The sequence below is a fragment of the Actinokineospora enzanensis DSM 44649 genome (assembly GCF_000374445.1).
Lineage (GTDB): Bacteria > Actinomycetota > Actinomycetes > Mycobacteriales > Pseudonocardiaceae > Actinokineospora > Actinokineospora enzanensis.
Genome location: NZ_KB894403.1, coordinates 369,296 through 391,915, shown reverse-complemented (window position 1 = coordinate 391,915; position 22,620 = coordinate 369,296). Strand labels below are relative to the sequence as shown.

Sequence of the window (22,620 nt, the reverse complement as noted above, 5' to 3'; positions counted from 1 at the left end):
GCCCGCGTCAAGAGGGCAAGCACATCTGGGGATGGTTCGAGCAGGTTGTGGACAACCTCAAGGGGGCCCCGATGTCAATTCTACCAAGGGAAGCAGGGCCGCCGCCTGCGCTGATGATCTTGCCTGGGGACAACTCGACTGCGGTGCGGGTCGGCCTCGATGGCTTGTTCGCGGGTGGGCTGCGGTGTTCGCATCGGACGTGGCGGCTGCGCGTCCGATGCGAACACCCGGATGGCCGCCCTACCTCGGTGTCTGGAAGCCGCCGATCCGCTGTTCCAGCAGTTCGGCCAGTCGCAGTGGGGTGCGGTCCTCGAACATCGGGCCGATGAGCTGCACGCCCACCGGCAGGCCGTCGGGGGACAGGCCCGTCGGTACGGCGGTGGCGGGCAGGCCGGGCATGGTGGCCAGACCGGCCCAGACGAGCTGGTCGAAGAACGGGTACCCGGTGCCGTCGATGTCGATCCGGCGGGCCAACAGGTCGGGGTCGTGGTCGTGTGGGAACGCGGGAGTCGGCGTGATCGGGCATACGACGGCGTCGAACTCGGCGAAGAACCGCCGCCAGCCGTGGCGGTGGAGCTCGCGGAGATTGTCCGCCTCGATCCAGTCGCGGTGGCTGAACACCATTCCGCGCAGCCGCGCCGCGTCGAGACTCCGGTCGTCCGCGCTCAAGCCTGCGGCGGAGATCTGCAGCTGTTCGTACGCGTCCACGGGAAATCGCGCGACAGAGCCCGAGAACATCAGGTGCGTGTAGAGCGTCGCGGCTTCTGCCAGGTCGGGCAGCAGTGGACTGTGCCGTACGACGCGGGCGCCGCCGTCGACAAGCGCGTCGGCCACCCGGTTCACGCCCGCCCGCACGGCTGACCCGGTCGGGAGGAACGGATGCTCCTCGACGACCAGGACCCGGAAGTCGCTCAGCCGCTCGTGGCGTGCGGGCGGCAGGGCCAGCTCGTGCGCCACGCCGAAGGTCAGCGGGTCGGGTCCGGCCATGACGTCGAGCAGGAGCGTGAGGTCGCGGGCGGTGCGCGCCATCGGGCCGACGACGGCGAGGTCGAGGTCGACCGGCAACGCGGGCGTGGTCGGCGGGACCATGCCCCGGCTCGCCACCAGCCCAAGTGTCGGCTTGTGCGCGTAGATACCGCAGAAATGCGCGGGGGTGCGCAGCGAGCCCCCGAGATCGGAGCCGATGGACAGCGCGCCGAACCCGGACGCCAGGGCCGCCGCTGATCCACCGGAGGACCCGCCCGACGTGCGAGTGTGATCCCACGGATTGTTGGTGGTGCCGTGGATCTCGTTGAAGCTCTGCAGATCCTGTAGCCCCAACGGCACATTGGTCTTGCCGAGGATCACCGCGCCTGCGGCCTTGAGCCGCGACACCTGGACCGCGTCCTCGGCGGGCACATAGTCCCGATACTGTGGCATGCCCCAGGTCGTGGGCAGCCCGGCGACGTTGTAGGACTCCTTGACCGTCACCGGGACACCGAGGAACGGCCGGTCCTCACCACGGGCGCGCGCCTGGTCGGCTTCGTGTGCGGCGGCCCGCGCGCGGTCGAAGTCCGGCACGCAGATCGCGTTGATCACCTTGTCGTCGCGTTCGATACGGGCGATCGCCTCGTCGGTCAGTTCCGTCGACGTGACTTCACCGGCACGCAGGGCGGCCACGAGTTCTTCTGCGGCCTGAAGGTTCCACTCCATGAATCCGACCGTATAGACCCCTGGTGGAAGCCATAAAATGCCAATTCGCACAACAGGATTGACGGCCCCCGGCAACATCGGGCCGATGGTTGTGGAGGTCCGCTGTCCGGCGTCCGTCAAGGGCGGCTCTGCGGATGGGGATGGTTCAGGGGGGATGTGGACAACTCGCCGGGGATCCCCGGATTTCTACGTTACCGCAGGTAGGTGCGATGGCGCGCGGAGTTGTCCACAGGAGCCGTGTCGGGATCAGCGGGCGCCGTCGGGGCGCGGGACCGTTCGGTACAGGCGGATCGACAGGACGGCCAGCCATGCCCATCCGGCGATCACGGCGACCCAGAACCCGAGCACCACGGCCGCGTTGTCCACCCCCGAGGCGATTCCCGCGAACCCGGCCAGGTACACCACCCCGGTACCCCGCGAGTACCACACCGACCCGGAGCGCCGGGCGAGCACGAACGTGGCCGCGATCAGGCACAGGAACCCCGCCCCGCCCACGATCATGTGCAGGGTGCCGTGCCAGCTGGGATCCACCGGCCGACCGGCGGGCGTCCCGAGCGGGAACCCGTTCATCGGATCCGCCACGAACACCCCGGCCCCGATCAGCCCCACCCCGTACCCGGCCACCAGCAACGACCCCCACCGGTCCCGCAGTGCCCGCCGGATACCGACCGCCGCCGCCAGGACCATCAGGCCGCTGAGGACGAAGTTGGTGATCTGGATCCAGCCGAGCGGGCCGTCGGACAGCAGGCTCAGCTCGTGTCGGGTGATCTCGTAGCCATCCCGGGTCAGGGCTTGGATCAGGCCGGTGACCAGGTAGAACGCGCCGGAGAGGACGCCGTAGCCGAGCAGCGAGCGGGTGGTGGCCGCGGTGCGGTCGAAGCACTCTGGGGAGGTGACCATCGGATGATCCTTCACTGTGCAGTACCGAATGTGCACAGCACAGTACCTACCTGGTACCGTTGAGTGCAAAAGATGGGAGGCGGGCATGACCGCTGGCCTGGAGGGGCCCGACGACACGCTGCTGGTGCGGGTGTCCGCGTCCGGTCCGCGAGAGGCTCGGGCCACCGGCAACCGGGCACCGGATCCGCGGGCGTTGCGGAGTCGGGCCGCCGTGGTGGAAGCGGCGACGACCTTGTTCCTGCGGCAGGGGTATCTCGGGGCCAGTGTCGAGGACATCGCGGCGAGTGCGGCGGTCTCCAAACGGACCGTCTACAACAACTTCGGGGACAAGGAACGGCTGTTCACCGAGATCGTCCTGGGCGTGACCGCCACCGCAGAGCACTTCGCCGAGCAGCTGGTCGGCGCGCTGCGCAAGGCCGACGACGTGGTGCCCGCGCTCTACGAGCTGGCGCGCAGGCACATCACGGCCACCACGCTGCCGCAGGTCGTGCGGCTGCGGCGACTGATCATCGCCGAGGCCGCACGGTTCCCCGAGCTGGCCCGCGAGTACCACGAACGGGCCCCGGGCCGGGTGATCGGCGCGCTCGCCGACGCGTTCGCGGAGCTGGACCGGCGGGGCGAGCTGCGCGCGCCGGACCCGCGGCGGGCTGCCGAGCACTTCTCGTTCCTGGTCCTGGGCGCGACGCTGGACCGGGCGATGTTCGACCCGGACGCGGGGACGCCGCCGGGGGAGGAGCTCGACCGGATCGCCGACGACGCGGTGCGCGCGTTTCTCGGTGCCTACGCCCCGGCCTGAGCCGCCCAGTCGGCGCGCAGCAGCTCGTACTCGACCTCGCCGTGCTCGGTGCCGGGGATCGGGTCGTCCCACTCCAGGTGGAACGTGCGCAAGTACCGGAGTCCGGTCTTCTCCATCACCCGCCGGGAGCCCAGGTTGACGGCCATGGTCTCGGCGAACACCCGCAGCACGCCCAGGTCCCGGAATCCCGCGTCGACCAGCGCGCGGGACCCCTCCGTCGCGTACCCCCTGCCCCAGGCGGCCGCGCGCAGGCGGTAGCCGAGTTCGACGTTGGTGTGGTCGTCGCGCGGGTCCAGCGCAAACCAGCCGATGAACGCGCCGGTCTCGTCGTGCGCGGCCCAGCGGCCGACCGGGCCCCGGTAGGCGAGGTGCCGGGGCAGGATCTCGGTCTCGACGGTCTCCCGCGGGGTGGTCCTGCCGCCGGTGAGATAGCGCGTCACCGCGGGGTCGCTGTCGAGCTCGGTGAGGTTGTCGACGTCCTCGGGGGTGAACCTCCGCAGCAGCAGGCGGTCGGTGCGCAGGACGTTCACTGCTTGCCGGGCTTGCTCGCGCCGAGGCAGGCCCGATGGCGGTGGGCGAGGAAAGCACGGCGGGGGTCGTGGAAGTAGGTGGTCCACGGTTCGCCGTCGGCGCGGCCGCGCAGGGCGCGGAACTGCTCGACGGCCTCGTCGCAGCGGCCGCTGTTGGTCAGCGCCATGGCCGCCCAGCCGCGCTCCTCGCGGTCCCGCGCGTCCCCGGTGTGCGCCGTTCCCGCTGAGTCCTTTTCGGACAGACGGGTGAGCAGCGTGTCGAGTGCGCCGGTCACGAACCGGGCCCGCCAGACCGAGGACCGCTCGTCCTCGGCGAGTTCGAGCGCGGCGACCAGCGGGAGCACGGCCAGCCCCGGGGAGCGTTCGGCGCCCGCGGTGGCGAACGCGACCAGTTCCTCGTCCGAGCCGTGCCACTTGGCGCACCAGTACTGCGCGGCCTGGACGTGGCCGTGCAGGTGCAGCGGGTCGCGGTCGGTGAGCCCCCGCCAGACCTCGGCGAACTCGTCGTGGTCGTAGCCGAGGCCGCGGGCGGCGGTGACCAGGGCCAGCCACGGCGTCGGGTCCTCCGGCACGGCCATGGCGGCGGCGTAGGCGGCGGACTCGGCCTCGTGCAGGACCCGGCGGAACCCGGCGATCTGCCGCTGGGTGGTCTCGTGCCGCCAACCCGAGCCGCGGATCTGCCAGGCGAGCCGGACCAGCGCGTCGGCGTGCACGACCAGCGCGTGCGGGTCCTCCGGCGCGGCGGCGCGCCAGGCCTTGAGCCAGGTGTCGTCGTGCGCGGCGACATCGGCGAGGGCGCGCACGACCCGCGCGCGCCGGTCCCAGTCGACCCAGGTGTCGGCGACCAGGGCGGCGGCCTGGCCCCAGTCGCCCTGGCGGGCGACGGCCACGGCGGTGCCAAGGCGCGCGTCGTCGTGGCGGGTCTCGGCGCTGACCTCGCCCGCGGGCACCAGCCCCCAGCGGGTCGGGTCGGGCTCGGCGAAGCGGATGTCGGCGGGCAGGTCGTGCACCGCGACGCCGAGCCTGCGGGCCGCGCGGTTCAGGCGCAGGCGCGCGGACAGGCGGCCGGTCGGCATCGCGGGGCCTACCTCGGTGTCCGGGGGAGGGCCCGGGACGGCCGGAAGTCGACGGCGACGCCCGCGGCGGCGAGCGACTCGCGCAGGCCGGTGGTGCCGCCGTCGCTGACGGCGACGCCCGCAAGACCGGGCAGGCCGATCATGTCGTCGCGCTTGGTGGCCAGGGTGGTCTGGCCCGCCCAGTTCCGGGTCCAGCGGCCGTGGCCCGCGTCCACGTAGGCGAGCATGACCAGGTGGGCCAGCTCGCGGCCGACGACATCGCGGGCGAACTCGCGGCGGGCCCGCGGGCCTGCGTCCGCGCCGCCGGGACCCTCGTCGGTGGGGGCGAGAGCGACCAGCCGGTCGGCGTCCAGCGCGTCGAGCACCGCGCCGAGCGAGGCACGCTGCCCGGTGGCCTTGGCACCCGCGCGGAGCAGCCGGACGGTGCCCTCGCGGACGCGGTGGCGGACGCCGACATGCCAGAGGGTGGGCCAGTCGACGCGCTTCTTCTCGTCCGCGGACTCGACCATGGCGAGCATGACCGCGCGGTCCAGGGTGCGCACGGGGTCGCGGACGAGGTCGACGGCCGGGCGGTCGACGCCGTCGTCGGGGGCCGCGATCTCGCGGATGGCCGCGACCCGGACCGCCGCGGTCGGGCAGTGCGGGTCGGCCGTCTCGTCCTCGGTGACCTGGCCGCGGAGGTGTTCGAGCACCACGTACAGCTCGGGCGCGCGGCGCATCTCGGCGAACCCGTCGAAGACCCGCTCGGGCAGGTAGCCCGCGTCCCAGGCGTCGCGCAGGTGGTCCTCGACGAAGCGGTGCCACAGGACGCCGACCACGGCGCTCTCGCGCAGCGCGCTCTCGGTGACGGCCGAGCCGACCACCCGGGCGGCGGCGGCGTCCGCGCGCAGCCACTGGTGGCGGCTGATCGGGTCGGTCAGGTGCCGGAAGGCGGAGGCGTAGCCGCCGAGGGCGCCCCGGATGAGCCGTTTGAGCGCGCGGTCGGCCTCCATGGCCTCGTGCGCGCGGCGCAGCGCGACGCGACCGGCCAGTGCGGTGCCCGCCAGCCGGGTGCCGCGGGCGCGGGAGCGCGCGAGGGCGATCGCGATATCGGCGCCGACCTGCTGTTCGGTGAGCCCGGCCAGCATCGGCGCGCCGAGGTAGAGCCTGCGCCTGCGCACCCAGAGGCCGAGCAGGCTGGTGGTGTCGCTGACGCAGATCTCGGCGCTGTCCACGATCCGGATCTCGTCGGGCACGCGGGTGCCGACGGCGTGCGCGATCTTGGCGGCCAGCGCCCACAGCTCGGGCTGCCTGCTCTCGGTGGTGGGCACGCCCACGAGCTGCTCGTCGACGCCACGCTCGACCGCGGCCAGCGCCGCGCACAGGGCCAGGGCGGCGGGCAGCACCACGACGCCCACGGTGATCCAGGCGAGCGCGGCGGTGTGGAACACGACGAACACCTCGGCGGCGAGCAGGCCGAGGATGAGCCCCACCGCGAGCAGGTAGAACGCGACGAGCATGGCCACCGCCACGGTGGCGCGCACCGAAACCCGCATGGATCCGCGACCTCTCCCCAGAGCCGCAAGCCCAGGTGCGGCAACGGGAGTGTGCATCATCACCGACGCGTTCGCCAAATGCGTTGTCCACACCGGTACGGGTCACGTTCCGCCGTCGCGACGGTTGCCCGACCGCCAGAGCCGCACGCCCGCGACCAGCAGCGCCAGGCCGAGCGCGGCCAGGCCGATCAGGTCGGCCAGCCACCGCGGCCGCAGTCCGGTGTCGGCCAGCGGCTCGGTCTGCGGCGCGACGGGGGTGAACGGCGTCGTCGGTGCGTTGGACACGACCGGCAGGCGGGCCAGGACGCGATCGGCGGAGTGCACGGTCACGTCCGCAGTATCGGAGCCGGCGCCGGTGGCGGGATCGACGCCGACGCACGAGTACCTGCCGTAGGGCAGCTGGTCGAGGCCGAACTGGCCGCCGGGCCGGGTGGAGGTCTTCATCAGCACGTCGTCGGCGGTGTCGAAGGTGTCGTCCAGGCCCGCCCAGCGGCAGGTCACGTCGGCGACGTCGATCGGGGCACCGGTGGTCCGGTCGTACACGGTGCCGCCGACCGCGCCCTTGCCGATCCCCGCGAACACCGCGTGCGACGGGACGGCCAGGCTCGGGTGCACCAGGACGGTCCAGTCGGCGGCGCCGTCGCTGTCGGAGGTGTAGGCGAACCCGGCGGCGGTGAGGTTGGCGGACACCGTGTAGGCGCCGGGGGACACGCCGTCGAACCGGTAGACGCCGTCCGCGCCGGTGACCGCCGAGACCGCCGCGGCTGCTGTGCCCGCGGCGTCCCCGGTGTCGGCGGCCGCGATGCGGGCGGTGCGGGCCACGGGAACGGCGGTGAGGGTGACGTGCACACCGGGCAGCGGCCATTCGGTGGGGTCGAACACGCCGTCGAGGTTGCGGTCGAACCAGACCACGCCGGTGACGCTGGTGGTCGGCTGGGGCAACGGGCTGGTCGTGGGCGCGGGCACCGTCGTGGTGGACGGTTCCGTGGTGGTCGGTGCGGTGGTGGTCGGTGCGGTGGTAGGCGGCTCGGTAGTGGTGGTCGACGTCGGGGTGGTCTCGGTGGTCGTCGAGGTTGGGGACGTCGTGGTGGTCGTGGGTTCGGTGGTCGTCGTCGTGGGTTCTGTCGTGGTCGGTTCCGTGGTGGTGCTGGTGGGTTCTGTCGTGGTCGTCGGTTCCGTTGTGGACTCGGTTGTCGTGGTGGTCGGCTCGGTCGTTGTCGTTGTCGTTGTCGTTGGTTCGGTGGTGGTGGTCAGGGTCGCGGTCGGCTCCGTCGTGGTCGTGGTGGTCTCGCTGGTCGTCGTCTCCGTGGTCGTGGTCTCCGTGGTCGTGGTCTCCGTGGTCGTGGTCTCCGTGGTGGTGACGGCCGGGGGCTCGGTGGTCGTCGTGGTGGTGGTCTCCGTTGTGGTCGGCTCGGTGGTGGTCTCGGTCGTCGTGGGTGTGATGGTGCCGGTGGTGGTGACCGTGGGTTCGGTCGTGGTGGTCGGTGGTGTCGCGGGCAGGGGAGTGGTGGTGGATGCCTGGTCGGTGAGCGGCTGTACGGCACCGGGGGACGTGGCCGTCGCGGTGGCGTTGCCGGTCCAGGTCCCGGCGTCGAGATCGGGTTGGGTGATCGTGTGTGTGGCGGTGCAGTTCACCGGCGTGCCGGGCGTGGTGGTGGTGCTCGCGCAGGTGACCGTGTCGCCGCTGTCGAGAGTGATCGCGATCTGGCCGAGCGTGGTGTTGCCCGGGTTGTCGATCCGATACGTCACGGTGACGGTATTGCCGACCGACGGCGGGCTGCTGTCGAGCACGGCCGTGGCGGTGACCTTCAGGCCGGGGACGCGTGCCAGCGGGGCGGTGTCGGCGGCGTGCCCGGAGGTGGTGCCCGCGCTGCTGTTGGCGGTGACGTCCAGCGCGGCGGGCAGCTGTCCGGCGTCGACCTGGTTCTGGGTGAGCAGGTGGGTGGTCGTGCACTGCATGCTGTCGCCCACGGCGAGGGTCGTCGCCGCGCAGCCGCCGAGGCTGGGCGCGAGCGCGGTGAGCGGCACGTTGCCGGTGTTGGTGGCCGTCCATGTCCAGATCACCAGGTCGCCCGCCTGCGGTTTGACGCCCGCGTCGGGCGGGACCGTGGTGACGGCGAGACCGGCGACGGGCAGGGGCGCGGCCACGGTGATGGCGACGGTGGCGTCCACGTAGCGCCCGGACACCGGGTCGGTGACGCGGTAGGTGAAGGCGTCCGGGCCGGTGTAGCCGGCGTTCGGGGTGTAGTGGAAGTCGACGCCGTCGTAGTCGAGGTCGCCGTCGTCGGTGGCGGTGCGCGGGCCGATCCGGCAGCCGTCACAGGTGGCGAGCACGGCCAGGGTGATCGTCTTGGCGTGGTCGCGGGTGACCTGGACCTGCTGGGTGGGCGGGGTGGCCAGGATCCGCACGGTCGAGGACACCGAGTCGGTGCCGTTGCCCGCGGTGTAGCCGAAGGTGGCCAGGCCGCCGAAGTCCGCGGGCGGCGTCCAGTCCACTGTGGAGCCATGGCCGACGGCGGTGCCGTAGTCGGCGGCGGTGACCGAGCCGATCGTGCACCCCGGGCAGGTGTCGTTGGCGAGCACGTTCAGGCCGGTGACGCTCGCGCCCGCCGCGACGGTGGTGGAGTCCGGGGTGGCGTTGCTGACCACCAGGGTCAGGGTGGCCTGGGCGGTGAGGTTCGTGGCCGGGTCGGTGGCGGTGTAGACGACGGTCGCGGTGCCGCTCCAGCCGCTCGCGGGGACGGCGCGGATCTGCCCGGCGAGGTCGGAGAAGGTGACGTTGCCGGTGCTGGCGCCGAAGGTGAGGGTGCAGTTCGCGCAGTCGTCGTTGGCCGGCACGGGCACGGTGACCGGGGTGTCGACCGTGGTGGCGGCGGAGTCGTCGCGGGCGACCGGGGCGACGGTGACCGTCACGGTGGTGGTGGCGTGCGCGCCGGTGGTCGGGTCGGTGGCGGCGTAGCGGAAGGTGTCGATGCCGCTGAACCCGGGGTCGGGCACGTACCCGGCCTGTCCGCGTACGTCCACGACGGCGGCGCCGTGGGCGGGGTCGTCGTCGATGCTGACCGCGCAACCCGGGCAGCTGTCGTTGGCCAGCACCGGCACGGCGACCGGCACGCGGCCGACCGTGCTCGCGGTGTCGGCGGTGAGCGCGGGCGCGGCCACGACGTCCACGGTCACGGTGCCGGTGGTGGTGTTGCCGGTCGCGTCGGTGGCGTTGTAGGTGAAGGTCGCGGTGCCGGTGCCCGCCGGGGTGTAGCGGACGATGTCGCCGGTGCGGGTGGCCGTGCCCGCCGACGGGGTGCCCAGCGCGGTGATCGCGCAGTTGGCGCAGAGGTCGTTGTCCAGCGGCCGTAGGTCGACCGGGGCGCCCGCGACCGTGGTGACGTGGTCGGCCACCGCGACGGGGGTGACGGTGACGGTGACTGTCGCCTTCGTGTCGACGCCGCCAAGGCTCAACGTGTAGTCGAGGGTCAGCCTTCCGGTGAACCCGGCCGCCGGGGTGTAGCGGACGTTCTGACCGACGATCGCGGCCGTGCCGCTCGTGGGCGTGCTCACCGCCGAGAGGGTGCAGGACGTGCACGGGTCGTTGGTGCGGACCGGGATGTCGACCGGGGTCCCGGGGGTGGTGTTCGCGGTGTCGTCGACCGCGCCGCGCACGGTGATCCGCACGGTGGCGTCGTCGTAGGCCGAGCCGGACACCGAGCTGGCGACCCGGTAGGTGAACGTCATCGGGCCGATCCCGCTACCTGAGGTATAGGTGTAGGTGCCGTCGCCGGGGAAGGTGACGCTGCCCGAGGCCGGGTTGGTGAGCTTGGTCCGGGTGCAAGTGGCCGGGCAGGAGTCGTTCGTGGACACATTGCCGGAGACGTTCGATCCCAACAGGACGGCGGCCTCGTCGTCCTCGGCCACCGGTCCCACGGTGACGTTGACCGTGCCGCTCACGCGCAGGCCGCTGACCGGGTCGGACACGGTGTAGGTGTAGGAGTCGGTGCCCGCGTACCCGGCGGCCGGGCTGTAGGTGGAGGCGCCGGTGGCCGGGTCCACTGTGGCCGATCCGTGCGCGGGCGCGGTCCCGGGGGAGTAGCCGCAGCCGGTGCACGAGCCGCCCGCGGGCAGCGGCGACTGCGCGTCGACCCCGTACGTGGTGCGCAGGGTCGCGGCCGGGGGCCCCACGAGCATGGTGACTGGGGTGGTGGCGCTGCCGCTGCTGCCGGTGATGCCGTAGGTGAACCCGTCGAGCCCCCACAGGCCGGTGGTCGGGGTGTAGGTGACCGTGACGGTGCCGCCGCTGGAGTAGGTGACGGTGCCGCGGCCCGCCCCGGTGCCCGCCTGCGGTTTGCAGCCGCCGGTGCAGCCGGGGTCGTTGGCCTTGACCGGGACGACGACGGCGGTGCCGTACGGCGTGGTGGCGAAGTCGGGGGCCAGGTCGGCCACGTAGACGGTGACCTTGCCGTCCGCGGTGCGCCCGGCGGTGTCGGTGGCCCGGTAGGTGAAGGTGACCGTGCCGGTGGCGTTGGTGGCGGGCACGTAGGTGAAGGTGCCGTTCGCCGCCAGGGTGAGCGTGCCGCTGGCCGAGCCGTTGAGCGTGGGCCCGGTGACCGGGGTCGTGCGCACGGTGCAGCTGGTGCACACGTCGTTGCCGAGCACGGTGGACGCGGACAGGGTGGTGTTCTTGCCGGTGGAGTACGTGTCCTGCACGGCGGCCGGGGTGACCGCGACCCGCACGGTGGCGTTGCCGGAGCTGAACCCGTCGGTGGCGGTGTAGGTGAAGGTGACGTTGCCGGAGGTGTTCGCGGCGGGGGTGTAGGTCAGCGTGCCGTCGGCGGCGCGTACGACGGTGCCGCTGTCGGGCGTGCCCACCGAGGACACCGACAGCGGCAGACCCGACGGGGTGGTGTCGTTGGTCAGCACGGAGATGTCGACCGGCGTGCCCGCCGCGGTGGTGGCGGCGTCGTCGACCAGGCCCAGGGTGGCCGAGCCGAGGACGGTCACCGTCGCGGTGGCAGGCGCGGAGTCGGTCACGTCGGCCGTGGTGTCCACTGTGGAGTTCCCCAGCCGGGCGACGGCGCGGTCGGAGCGCTGCCCGGCGGTGGCGCCGTGATCGAGGGAATAGGACAGCACGGTGGTGCCCGCCGCGGGCACGGTGATCGGACCGGCGATGGTGAGCACCCGACCGCTGACGGCCGGGTCCACCTGGGAGCGACCGTCGCGGGTCAGGGTGCCCGCCCGGTAGCTCGTATCGGTGGGCATGGTGTCGGCGACCCAGTCCAGCGTGCGCGGCGTGTCACCGGAGTTGGTCAACACCAGCCGGTAGGTGGCGGTACCGCCACCGGAGGCGAGCACGCCGCTGACCGGCGAGGTGAGCGACTTGGCCAGGGTGACCGGCGCGGACGAGGACACCACGGGCAGCGACCCGACCACGGCCCCACCCGCGTCGGTGTGCTTCACCTGCGTCCCACTGGCGATGTACTGGATCGGCCGCACGCTCGCGGGCGCGGCGGCGGGCCCGGTGGCGCGGAAGGTGTAGCGGGCAGTGTAGGGCCGGTCGGGCCCACTGGCCCGCGACAGGTACAGGCCGTCGACATAGGTGACGGCCGGGGCGGAGCCATCCGGCGAGATCGTCAACTCGGTACGCTCCAACCGCCACGCCGAAGCGGGAAACCCGGTGACGGCGTTCGGGGTGTAGGACAGCACGCCAGGGTCGTTGCCGGGCCCCGCGCCCAGCGTGCCGGTGTGCCCGGTGACGGTCACCGTGACGGTGTCGCCCAGGCGCGCGGTGCCCGAGCCGGTGGCCGTGACCCCGTCGACCTTGTTGGCCAGCGCCTTGATCGTGTCCACGACATCGGCGTAGGTGAAGCTCCGACTGCACACCGGACTCGCCACACCGGGCGGCCCGTCGTACACGGTGACGGTGTGCGTCTGCGGGGTGGCGGTGACGCCGGTGGCCGACAGCAGGAAGTACCGGGTAGTGCTTGCCCCACCCGCCAGATCCGGCAGCGGCACGTTCGCGGGCTGATCACCCGCCAGCGCCAGGACACCCCCGGTGAACCCGCTGAGCCCGACCCACAACCCGCTCGCGGCGGCCCCACCGGTGGCGACCCGATATCCCGCGTACCCCGACAACAGCTGCGAGGTCCCGGAGTCGATGTGGAAATGCGTGTCCTGCAACGCCACCACCGACGGCGTACCCGACTCGCCACAACGCGGCACACTCGCCGGGGCCGCCACCGCGGGCCGGGCGACCACGATCAACAGTGACACCGCCACCGCGACGATCGCCGCCGCACTACCCCACCGCCGCGTGCGCGGGTCACCCATCCCCGTCTCCTCATCGCCGCCGAACCTCCGGCCAGATTGCCCCGAACGAGTCGCCAGGGCCGGTCACGGACGGCTATGGCGGGCGGATTCATCCTGTGACACAAGAACATCCGACCCGATCGGTTGGCGCGACCACGCTCGGCAACCATCAATCCGGTCGAAGATCAGAAGTGTGGTCCCCGGCCGCCAGGGAAATCCCCCACCATGACGGTGCATGTCCCAGCCGTGTTCTCCACAACCGCACCCGCCCACCCCGACCACCTGGCCACCCTGCGCCACACCCTCAGCCGCTGGCTACAAGCCCGCCGCATCCCCAGACCCCTGAGCGCCGACGTGGTCCTCGCCGCCCACGAGGCCATCACCGACGCCATCAATCACCCCCGACACCCACACACCCCGACCACGATCAGCCTGTTCCTGGACGCCGACACCCTCGTCCTCACCGCGGACGACCACTTCTCCTGGACCGCGCCCGCCACCGACGCCCCCAGCGCCCGCGACGCCCGGCTGCGCCTGATCAGCCGCGTCGCCGAGCGCGTCGACCTGTCCGTGGACGCCGACCGGGGCTCGCTCACCGCCTACTTCCCGGTCGGCGACGGCAGGTGATCGCGGGCGACTCACCTTCGCAGCGGAACGCGGTGGTGACGCCGTGTTGAGTACCGTGGCCCCGACCCCTCCGCCGCCGCGCGGGCCGAGATCGGACATACAGGGACGGGCAATGAGCGAGACGAGAGTGGAATCCGCCCATCTCGGGCTCGACCGGGACGCCGCCAGGGGCATCGGCGAACCGGAGCTGCGCAGGCTGCTGGCCGGGTTGACGGCGGTGCGCGACGGCGACTTCGGCACCCGGCTGCCGGACGGGGCCGACGGCCTGCTCGGCGAGATCGCCACGGTGTTCAACGGCATGGTCGATCAGCTGTCCCTGTTCACCTCCGAGGTCACTCGGGTGGCCCGCGAGGTCGGCACCGAGGGCAGGCTGGGCGGCCAGGCGGACGTGAAGGGCGTCTCGGGCACCTGGCGCGACCTCACCGACTCGGTCAACGCGATGGCGGGCAACCTCACCACCCAGGTCCGCGACATCGCCCAGGTCGCCACCGCGGTCGCCAAGGGCGACCTCTCGCAGAAGATCGACGTCGACGCCCGCGGCGAGATCCTGGAGCTGAAGAACACCGTCAACACCATGGTCGACCAGCTCTCGGCGTTCGCCGACGAGGTCACCCGGGTGGCCCGCGAGGTCGGCAGCGAGGGCAGGCTGGGCGGTCAGGCCGAGGTGCCCGGGGTCGGCGGCACTTGGCGCGATCTGACCGACTCGGTGAACTTCATGGCCGGGAACCTCACCAACCAGGTCCGCGCGATCGCCGAGGTCACCACGGCGGTGGCCAAGGGCGACCTGTCGCAGAAGATCACCGTGGACGCGCGCGGCGAGATCCTCGAACTGAAGAACACGATCAACACGATGGTCGACCAGCTCTCCGCCTTCGCCGACGAGGTCACCCGCGTCGCCCGCGAGGTCGGCACCGAGGGCATCCTCGGCGGCCAGGCCGATGTGAAGGGCGTGTCCGGCACCTGGCGCGACCTGACCGACTCGGTCAACTTCATGGCGGGCAACCTCACCGCCCAGGTGCGCTCCATCGCCCAGGTCTCCGCCGCCGTCGCGCGCGGCGACCTGACCCAGAACATCAGCGTCGACGCCCGCGGCGAGATCCTGGAGCTCAAGAGCACGATCAACACGATGGTCGACCAGCTCTCGGCGTTCGCCGACGAGGTCACCCGCGTCGCCCGCGAGGTCGGCACCGAGGGACGGTTGGGCGGTCAGGCGGACGTCAAGGGCGTGTCCGGGACCTGGAAGGACCTCACCGAGTCGGTCAACGTCATGGCCGACAACCTCACCGCCCAGGTCCGCTCGATCGCCCAGGTGACCACCGCCGTCGCGCGCGGCGACCTGTCGCAGAAGATCCGCGTGGACGCGCGCGGCGAGATCCTGGAGCTGAAGGAGACCATCAACACGATGGTCGACCAGCTCTCCGCGTTCGCCGACGAGGTCACCCGCGTGGCCCGCGAGGTCGGCACCGAGGGCAACCTGGGCGGCCAGGCCACCGTGCGCGGGGTGTCCGGCACCTGGAAGGGCCTGACCGACAACGTCAACGTGATGGCCTCCAACCTCACCGGCCAGGTCCGCTCGATCGCCACCGTCGCCACCGCGGTGGCCAAGGGCGACCTCTCGCAGAAGATCATCGTGGAGGCCAAGGGCGAGATCGCCGAGCTGGCCGGGGTCATCAACGTCATGGTCGACACGCTGTCCGCGTTCGCCGACGAGGTCACCCGGGTGGCCCGCGAGGTCGGCACGGACGGCATGCTCGGCGGCCAGGCCCGGGTGCCCAACGTGGCGGGAACCTGGAAGGACCTGACCGACAACGTCAACTCCATGGCCGACAACCTCACCAGCCAGGTCCGCTCGATCGCCCAGGTCACCACCGCCGTCGCCCGCGGCGACCTGACCCGCAAGATCGACGTGGACGCCTCCGGCGAGATCCTGGAGCTCAAGACCACCATCAACACCATGGTCGACCGGCTGTCCTCGTTCGCCTCCGAGGTCACCCGCGTCGCCCGCGAGGTCGGCACCGAGGGACGGCTGGGCGGGCAGGCCGAGGTCGAGGGCGTGTCCGGCACCTGGAAGCGGCTCACCGAGAACGTCAACGAGCTGGCGGGCAACCTCACCCGCCAGGTCCGGGCCATCGCCGAGGTCACCAGCGCGGTCGCCGAGGGCGACCTGACCCGCTCGATCAGCGTGGACGCCTCCGGCGAGGTCGCCGAGCTGAAGGACAACATCAACTCCATGGTGGAGTCGCTGCGCGTGACCACCCTGGCCAACCAGGAGCAGGACTGGCTCAAGTCCAACCTGGCCCGCATCTCCGGCTTCATGCAGGGCCACCGCGACCTGCGGGTGGTCGCCGAGCTGGTGATGGACGAGCTGGTGCCGCTGGTCGGCGCCCAGTACGGCGCGTTCTACCTGGCCGAGGACGGCGCCGAGCTGCGCCTGATCGGCTCCTACGGGCATCCCGGTGCCCCCGCGGCGGGCTTCGCCCCCGGCCAGTCCCTGGTCGGGCAGGCCGCGCGGAGCAGGCGCACCATCGCCGTGGACGACCTGCCGCCCGGCTACGTGCGGATCTCCTCCGGGCTCGGCGGCGTGGACGCCGGTGCCCTGGTCGTGCTGCCGATACTGGTCGAGGACCAGGTGCTGGGCGTGATCGAGCTGGCCTCGGTGCACCGCTTCACCGCGGTGCACCGGGCGTTCCTGGACCTGCTGATGGAGACCATCGGCGTCAACGTCAACACCATCGTCGCCAACGGCCGCACCGACGAGCTGCTGCAGGAGTCCCAGCGGCTCACCGGCGAGCTGCGCGCCCGCTCCCAGGAGCTGCAGGTCCGGCAGGACGAGCTGCAGAGCTCCAACGCCGAGCTGGAGGAGAAGGCCGCGCTGCTGGCCGCGCAGAACCGCGACATCGAGACCAAGAACCTGGAGATCGAGCAGGCCCGCCAGGAGCTGGAGACCCGCGCCCAGCAGCTCGCGCTTGCCTCGAAGTACAAGTCGGAGTTCCTGGCCAACATGAGCCACGAGCTGCGCACCCCGCTCAACAGCCTGCTCATCCTGGCCCAGCTGCTGGCCCAGAACCCCACCCGCAACCTCACCGCCAAGCAGGTCGAGTACGCGGGCATCATCCACTCGGCCGGGTCCGACCTGCTGCAGCTGATCAACGACATCCTGGACCTGTCCAAGGTGGAGGCGGGCAAGATGGACGTCACCCCGGAGCGGGTGCCGATCCGCCAGCTGTTCGACTACGTGGAGGCCACCTTCCGGCCGCTGACCACGCAGAAGAACCTGGGCTTCCACGTCACCACCGCCGCCGCGGTGCCCAGCCACCTGCTCACCGACGACTCCCGGCTGCGGCAGGTGCTGCGCAACCTGCTGTCCAACGCGGTCAAGTTCACCGAGTCCGGCGAGGTCGGCCTGGACATCGAGGTCGCCGACCCGGCCGAGCTGCCCGCGGGCACCGCCAAGTACGGGCCGGTGCTGGCCTTCCGGGTGCGCGACACCGGCATCGGCATCGCCGAGGAGCAGCTGGAGTCCATCTTCGGCGCCTTCCAGCAGGCCGACGGCACCACCAGCCGCCGCTACGGCGGCACCGGGCTGGGCCTGTCGATCAGCCGGGAGATCGCGCACCTGCTCGGCGGCGCGGTCACCGCGGTGAGCGTGCCCGGCCAGGGCAGCACCTTCACCCTGTACCTGCCGATCACCCGCCCCGACTTCGAGGCCCGGCCCGGTGAGCCGCTGGTCGCCGAGGACCCGCTGGGCCTGCAACCCGTACCGCCGCCCACCGCCGCCCTGGCGCGCAGACTGCTGGTCGTGGAGCACCGCGCGCGTGGGCTGCTGTCGCTGGTGGCCGAGTCCGCGGTGATCGACGTGACCGGCTCTGTCGACCTTGGCGAGCAGCGGCCCATCGAGGTCGTGACCACCGTGGGCACCGAGGAGGCCGCGGAGGCGCTGGCGGGCGGCTCGTTCCACTGCGTCGCGCTGGAGCTGGACATGCCCGACGAGGCCGCGCTGCGGCTGCTGCGCGACATGGACCTCGACGGCGACCCCGCCCTGCGCTCGGTGCCCGTGCTGGCCTACCACAACCGGCGGCTGGACAGCGTCCAGGAGGACGCCCTGCGCGGCCGCGGCGACGCCCGCAGGCTGGAGCTGCTGGCCAGCCTGGACGAGCTGCGCGAGCGGATCGCCCTGCACCTGAGCGCGGACGAGCCGGGCGACGTGCCGCCGCCCGCCCGGCCGGGTGCGCGGCCCGCGCCCGCCGCCCGGGTGGACCGGCGGCTGGGCGGGCGCAAGGTGCTCGTGGTCGACGACGACACCCGCAACGTCTTCGCCCTCACCAGCATCCTGGAGCTGCACGGCATGCGGGTGCTGCACGCGGAGAACGGCCGCCGCGGCATCGAGATCCTCGTCGAGCACCCGGACGTCGACCTGATCCTGATGGACGTGATGATGCCCGAGATGGACGGCTACGCGGCCACCGAGTCCATCCGCGCCATGCCCGCGCACGCCCGGCTGCCGATCATCGCGGTGACCGCCAAGGCCATGCCGGGCGACCGGGAGAAGAGCCTGGCCTCCGGGGCCAACGACTACGTGACCAAACCGCTGGACGCCGACGACCTGATGGCCCGCGTGCGCCGCTGGCTGGCAGGCTGAGCCGGGACGAGGGAACGCCATGGACACGGCGGACACAGCGGATACCGCGGGCACCGGCGGCTCGGGCACCGTCGACGGCGCCGCGGGCGTCTCGGCGGCCGGGCACGGAGGGTCCGGCAACGGGACCGGTGACGCCGGGCGGGTGCGGTACATGACCATCCCGGCGCCGGTGCCCGACACCCTGGGCAGACTCGCGGCCACCGTGGAGCGGCTTCGTCGCCAGGTGCGGGCCGCGCACGCCGACGCGGACGCCCGCGGCCTGGTCGAACTGGCCCGCGGCGTGCTGGTGGAACGGTTGGGCTGCGGTCCCGCGGAGGCCGCCGGGCAACTGGCCGAGCTGGCCGAGCGGGCGGGGCGCCCGCAGGTGGAGCTGGCCGCGGAGATCGTCGACCAGGCCGCCGAGGACGACATGTCCGAGACCGCGCGGCTGTGCGCGGCCGACGCCGAACCCGGCGAGACGGGACCCGTGCCGGTACCGGTGCGGCTGCGCGGGGCGGAGAGCGGCGCGCTGGCCGCGGCGGACAGCCAGGCGGTGGCCGAGTCGCTGCTGCGGCACGCGGCCGAGCCGCTGGGCGCGTTCGGCGTGGCGGTGTGGCTGGCCGGGGCCGACTCGTCGCTGACCCTGGTCGGCTGCGCCGGGTTCGGCCCGGACGAGGGCGGCCGCTGGCGGTACGTGCCACCGGGCGTGGCGGTGCCCGCCCGACAGGCGCTGCGGCAGCGGCGCACGGTGTGGGTGCCGTCGCTGTCGGCGGCCGGGATGGCGGGCATCGGGCAGCGCGAAGCCCCCGACGGCGGCCATGTGGTCGTGCCCGCCGGGACCGCGGGGCGGCTGCTGGGTGTGCTGGAAATCTGTTGGCCGCGGCCCATCCCGGAGCAGCCGCAGACGGTGCGTCGCCAGGTGGAGGCGCTCGCGGAGCTGTGCGCGCGCACCCTGGACACCGGGCAGCTGGCCGAGCCCGGCGAGGACACCGACGCGGTGGGGGAGCTGATCGGCCTCGCGGACAGCCTGCGCGACCCGACGCTGGTGCTGCGGCCGTGCCTGGACGCGGGCGGCGTGGTCGACTTCCGCATCGAGCACGTCAACCCGCGCTTCCACGACCCGGCGGGCCGATTGCGCGGCGAGATCGTGGGCTCGTTCCTGCTGGAGGCCTACCCGCTGGCCGCCGAACCGGGCGGCCTGCTGGACCGGGTGGAGCGCGTCTACGCCACCGGCGAGCCGTTCCGCGCCGACAGCGTGGACGTGACCGCGCTGGTCGGCCAGGTGCCGTTGACCGCCGCCGCCGGGCTGGGCATCAGCAGGCACGGCGGTGCGGTGCTGCTGGTGTGGCGGATCGAGGACGAGGCCACCAAGCTGGCCAACCTGCTGCGGCACGCGCAGCGGCTTGGCCGCATCGGCGGGTTCGAGGAGAACCTGAGCACCGGCGAGATCGCCTGGAACAGCGAGCTGTTCGCGCTCTACGGCCTGCCGCCCACCGCCGACCCGGTGCCCATCGAGCAGCTGGCCCGGCACGCGCACCCGGACGACGCGGTCGCCATCGGCCGGTTCCTGCGCACCCTGCTGCACCACCACCGCCCGGCCTCGACCGCGTTCCGGCTGCGCCGCCCGGACGGGGTGGCCCGGCACATCCGCGTCATCGCCGAGCCGGTGCCCGAGGACGGCCCCGTGGTCTACGGGGTGCGCGGGGCTTACCAGGACATCTCCGCGCAGCACTGGACCGAGGTCGCGCTGGCCGCCACGCGTGAACAGCTCGCGCACAGCGAACAGCAGTCGGTGGAACGCAACCGTCTCGCGTTGCAGCTGCAGCACGCGATCATGCCGCCCGCGCAGAACACGCTGCGCGCCCCGAACCTGGACATCGCCGTGCGCTATCGCCCCGCCGAGAAGGACCATCTCGTCGGCGGCGACTGGTACGACGCGGTCGTGCTGCCCTCGGAACAGATCCTGCTGTGCGTGGGCGATATCGCCGGGCACGGCATCGAGGCGGCCACCAGCATGGTCGTGCTGCGCAACGCCCTGCGCGGCCTGACCGCCACCGGCGCCGGACCCGCGCAGCTGCTGGGCTGGCTCAACCTGGTCACCCGGCACCTGACCGACCGCGTCACCGCCACGGCCGTCTGCGCCCTCTACGACCCGGCCGACCGCACCCTGCGTTGGGCCCGCGCGGGTCACCTGCCGCCGGTGCTCATCCAGGGCTCCGACGCGTCCACCCTGCCGCTGATCCAGGGCCCGCTGCTGGGCGCGCTGGCCGACCCGGACTACGCGGAGGGCAGCCTGAAGGTGTCCGAAGGGGACACCCTGCTGCTGTACACGGACGGTCTCATCGAGCGCAAGGACCGCACCGTGGAGGAGTCCCTGGCCCGGCTGCTGGCCACCGCCGCCCGCCGCGCCGCGACCCTCGACCAACGCCTGGACCGCCTGCTGACCCACAGCAATTCGGACACCGATGACGACACCTGCATTGTCGGGTTCCAATTGCGCGGCGCCGTCTGACGATTTTCCCATTTTACCGACTCGATCTTCGACAGGTTCCGGTGGTCGAGTGGTTCCGTTGTGCCGCAACGGAAAGTAATGGTCTAGACCAAAGCGTTAATGGTGACCTACCCTGGTCGGAACCCGGTTCGTGTCCGACCCTGTGGAGATCTCGATGACCCTCACCCGCCCCGGTGACGTGACCGACGCGGCCCACCGCGCCGTCACCCGCCTCGCCGTGCCCGCCCTGCGGCTGTCCCTCGGCCTGGTCTACGTGTGGTTCGGCGTGCTGAAGGTCATCGGCCAGTCCCCGGTGGCCGACCTGGTCCGCGCCAGCACCCCGTTCGTGCACGACCCGTGGGTGGTGGTCGCGTTGGGCTGGGTGGAGGTCCTGCTGGGCCTGGCGCTGCTCGTCGGCAAGCCCCGCCGGGCCGCGCCCGCGCTGGTGGCGGCGCACCTGGTGGGCACTTTCCTGGTGTTCGTGGAGACCCCGGACCTCGCCGTGCACGACGGCAACGCCCTGCTGCTGACGACGACCGGCGAGTTCGTGCTGAAGAACGTGGTCCTGATCTGTGCCGCGCTGACCCTCATCGCGCTCGGCGACGCCCGGACCCGGACCGTCGACTAGGCGCGCCGGATGGTCCGCATCAGCAGCCGTTTCGGGCGCAGCACCACCGCCATGGCGGGTCGGACCCGCGCACCGGGCAACCCGGCCAACCGCCACCGCGAGGCGATTGTCGCCAATGCCAAAGTCGCCTCCACCAGAGCGAACTTGTCCCCGATGCACCGCCGGGCGCCACCCGCGAACGGGATGAACGCCGTGCGCGGAATCGTCGGGTCCAGCCACCGGTCCGGATCGAACCGCGTCGGCTCCGGATAGACCTCCGGCCGATGGTGGACCAGCAGCGGGCTGTACACGACGGTCGTCCCCGCGGCCAACGGATGCCCGCCCAGCACCGTGTCCGTCGTGACGATCCGGGTGAACAGCCAACCGGGAGAACGCAACCGCAGTGTCTCGGTGATCACGCGGCCGGTCAGCTCCAGCCGGGGGAGGTCGGCCTGCGCGGCGGACCGTCCGGATAGGACAGTGTCGACCTCGTCGTGCAGTCGGCTCTCGATCTCGGGGTGTTCGGCGAGAAGGTGCAACGCCCACGACAGCGCTGTCGCGGTGGTCTCGGTGCCCGCCATGAGGAAGGTGAGGACCTCGTTGGCGATCTCGTCATCGGACAGCGCGTCGCCGGTCTCCGGGTCGTGCGCGGCGAGCACCGCGCCGAGCAGGTCGGCGCGTTCGTCGGAGTCGCGGCGGTGGGCGACCAGGGTCGTGACCGTGCGGCGCATCCTGGCCACCGCGCGGTCGAAGGAACCGTTGCCCAGCAACGGCAACCGGGTCAGTGCGGCGGGCACGAGCATCCGACGGATGATGCCGGAGACGATCGTCTCCGCGTCCTCGTACGCCTCGCGCACGGCCGTCTGCGGCAGGGTGTCGGAGAACATGGTGGCGGTGAGCACGTTCATGGTCAGGCGCGACATCTGCTCGTTGACGTCCACGACCGCACCGTCCCGCCAGGACTTCAGCACCCGGTCGATCTCGACGGTCATCGTCTCGGCGTACGCGGGCAGCCGTACCGGCTGGAAGGCGGGTTGCAGTAATCGCCGTTGCCTGCGGTGCATGTGGTGCGGACAGTTGCTGAGCCCGTTGCCCACCACGTCCCGCGCGCGGTCGATGAACGCGCCGCCCTTGTCGAAGGTCCGGTCGTCGCGGAACACCCGGTCGGTCAGGTCCGGGGAGCACACCAGCACCGCCGACCCCACGCCGAGCCGGAGCCGGACGAGGTCGGCCTGGGTGGCCACGTCGGCCAGGAACGCAGGCGGGTCGCGCAGCAGGGGAATGGCATGCCCGAGCAGCGGCAGCCCACCCCGGGCTACCGGAATTGTTTTCACGAATGCCCCGGATTGCCGTGCAAAGGACTGGGCCACGCCCGCACGGTACCGCCGTTTCACCCGTAAGTGAAATACGCCATTCGTTCGTCGGGTAGCCGTTTCGCTCGATTGTCGAAA

12 protein-coding genes are annotated in these 22,620 nt (G+C 72.3%); 5 read left to right on the top strand and 7 right to left on the bottom strand.

What is annotated here, in order from left to right; genetic code table 11:
* Positions 1-240 precede the first annotated feature (240 nt).
* Both C503_RS0101645 and C503_RS0101640 read right to left on the bottom strand, forming a co-directional pair.
* A complete protein-coding gene (locus tag C503_RS0101645; protein WP_026315888.1) occupies positions 241-1,692 on the bottom strand; it encodes an amidase in 1,452 nt (483 codons plus the stop codon).
* A gap of 246 nt (positions 1,693-1,938) precedes the next feature.
* Positions 1,939-2,592, bottom strand: coding sequence for a DUF998 domain-containing protein (locus C503_RS0101640; protein ID WP_018680451.1), 654 nt, complete (start codon positions 2,590-2,592; stop codon positions 1,939-1,941).
* An 85-nt stretch (positions 2,593-2,677) separates the two neighbouring features.
* On the opposite strand from C503_RS0101640, the gene C503_RS0101635 reads away from it, so the two are divergent.
* The gene (locus tag C503_RS0101635; RefSeq protein WP_018680450.1) at positions 2,678-3,388 is read left to right on the top strand and encodes a TetR/AcrR family transcriptional regulator; all 711 of its coding nucleotides are present in this window, start codon (positions 2,678-2,680) and stop codon (positions 3,386-3,388) included.
* Here C503_RS0101635 and C503_RS0101630 read toward each other — a convergent pair.
* The 4 genes from C503_RS0101630 to C503_RS0101615 form a co-directional block, all read right to left on the bottom strand.
* Positions 3,373-3,918 carry a GNAT family N-acetyltransferase gene (locus tag C503_RS0101630; RefSeq protein WP_018680449.1) on the bottom strand — a complete coding sequence of 182 codons (546 nt, stop codon included), beginning with the start codon at positions 3,916-3,918 and terminating at the stop codon, positions 3,373-3,375. The two genes, C503_RS0101635 and C503_RS0101630, sit on opposite strands and share 16 nt — an antisense overlap.
* A complete protein-coding gene (locus C503_RS0101625) occupies positions 3,915-4,994 on the bottom strand; it encodes a DUF4034 domain-containing protein (protein ID WP_018680448.1) in 1,080 nt (359 codons plus the stop codon). The genes C503_RS0101630 and C503_RS0101625 overlap by 4 nt, the downstream gene beginning before the upstream one ends.
* 8 nt (positions 4,995-5,002) lie before the next feature.
* A complete protein-coding gene (locus tag C503_RS0101620) occupies positions 5,003-6,529 on the bottom strand; it encodes a M48 family metallopeptidase (protein WP_018680447.1) in 1,527 nt (508 codons plus the stop codon).
* A 102-nt stretch (positions 6,530-6,631) separates the two neighbouring features.
* Positions 6,632-12,847 carry a beta strand repeat-containing protein gene (locus tag C503_RS0101615; protein ID WP_018680446.1) on the bottom strand — a complete coding sequence of 2,072 codons (6,216 nt, stop codon included), beginning with the start codon at positions 12,845-12,847 and terminating at the stop codon, positions 6,632-6,634.
* A gap of 204 nt (positions 12,848-13,051) precedes the next feature.
* On the opposite strand from C503_RS0101615, the gene C503_RS0101610 reads away from it, so the two are divergent.
* From C503_RS0101610 to C503_RS0101595, 4 genes are all read left to right on the top strand, one after another.
* The gene (locus tag C503_RS0101610) at positions 13,052-13,453 is read left to right on the top strand and encodes an ATP-binding protein (protein WP_018680445.1); all 402 of its coding nucleotides are present in this window, start codon (positions 13,052-13,054) and stop codon (positions 13,451-13,453) included.
* 112 nt (positions 13,454-13,565) lie between these two features.
* Positions 13,566-18,092 carry a HAMP domain-containing protein gene (locus tag C503_RS0101605; protein ID WP_051114711.1) on the top strand — a complete coding sequence of 1,509 codons (4,527 nt, stop codon included), beginning with the start codon at positions 13,566-13,568 and terminating at the stop codon, positions 18,090-18,092.
* Positions 18,093-18,111: 19 nt separating this feature from the next.
* Positions 18,112-20,583 (top strand): SpoIIE family protein phosphatase, encoded by a 2,472-nt coding sequence (locus C503_RS0101600; protein ID WP_018680443.1) that lies wholly within the window; start codon positions 18,112-18,114, stop codon positions 20,581-20,583.
* Positions 20,584-20,713: 130 nt separating this feature from the next.
* The gene (locus tag C503_RS0101595; RefSeq protein WP_018680442.1) at positions 20,714-21,190 is read left to right on the top strand and encodes a DoxX family membrane protein; all 477 of its coding nucleotides are present in this window, start codon (positions 20,714-20,716) and stop codon (positions 21,188-21,190) included.
* On the opposite strand, the gene C503_RS0101590 is transcribed toward C503_RS0101595, so the two are convergent.
* Complete coding sequence (locus C503_RS0101590) at positions 21,187-22,503, bottom strand: cytochrome P450 (protein ID WP_033400027.1); 1,317 nt, start codon at positions 22,501-22,503, stop codon at positions 21,187-21,189. The genes C503_RS0101595 and C503_RS0101590 overlap by 4 nt on opposite strands.
* Positions 22,504-22,620: the final 117 nt, after the last annotated feature.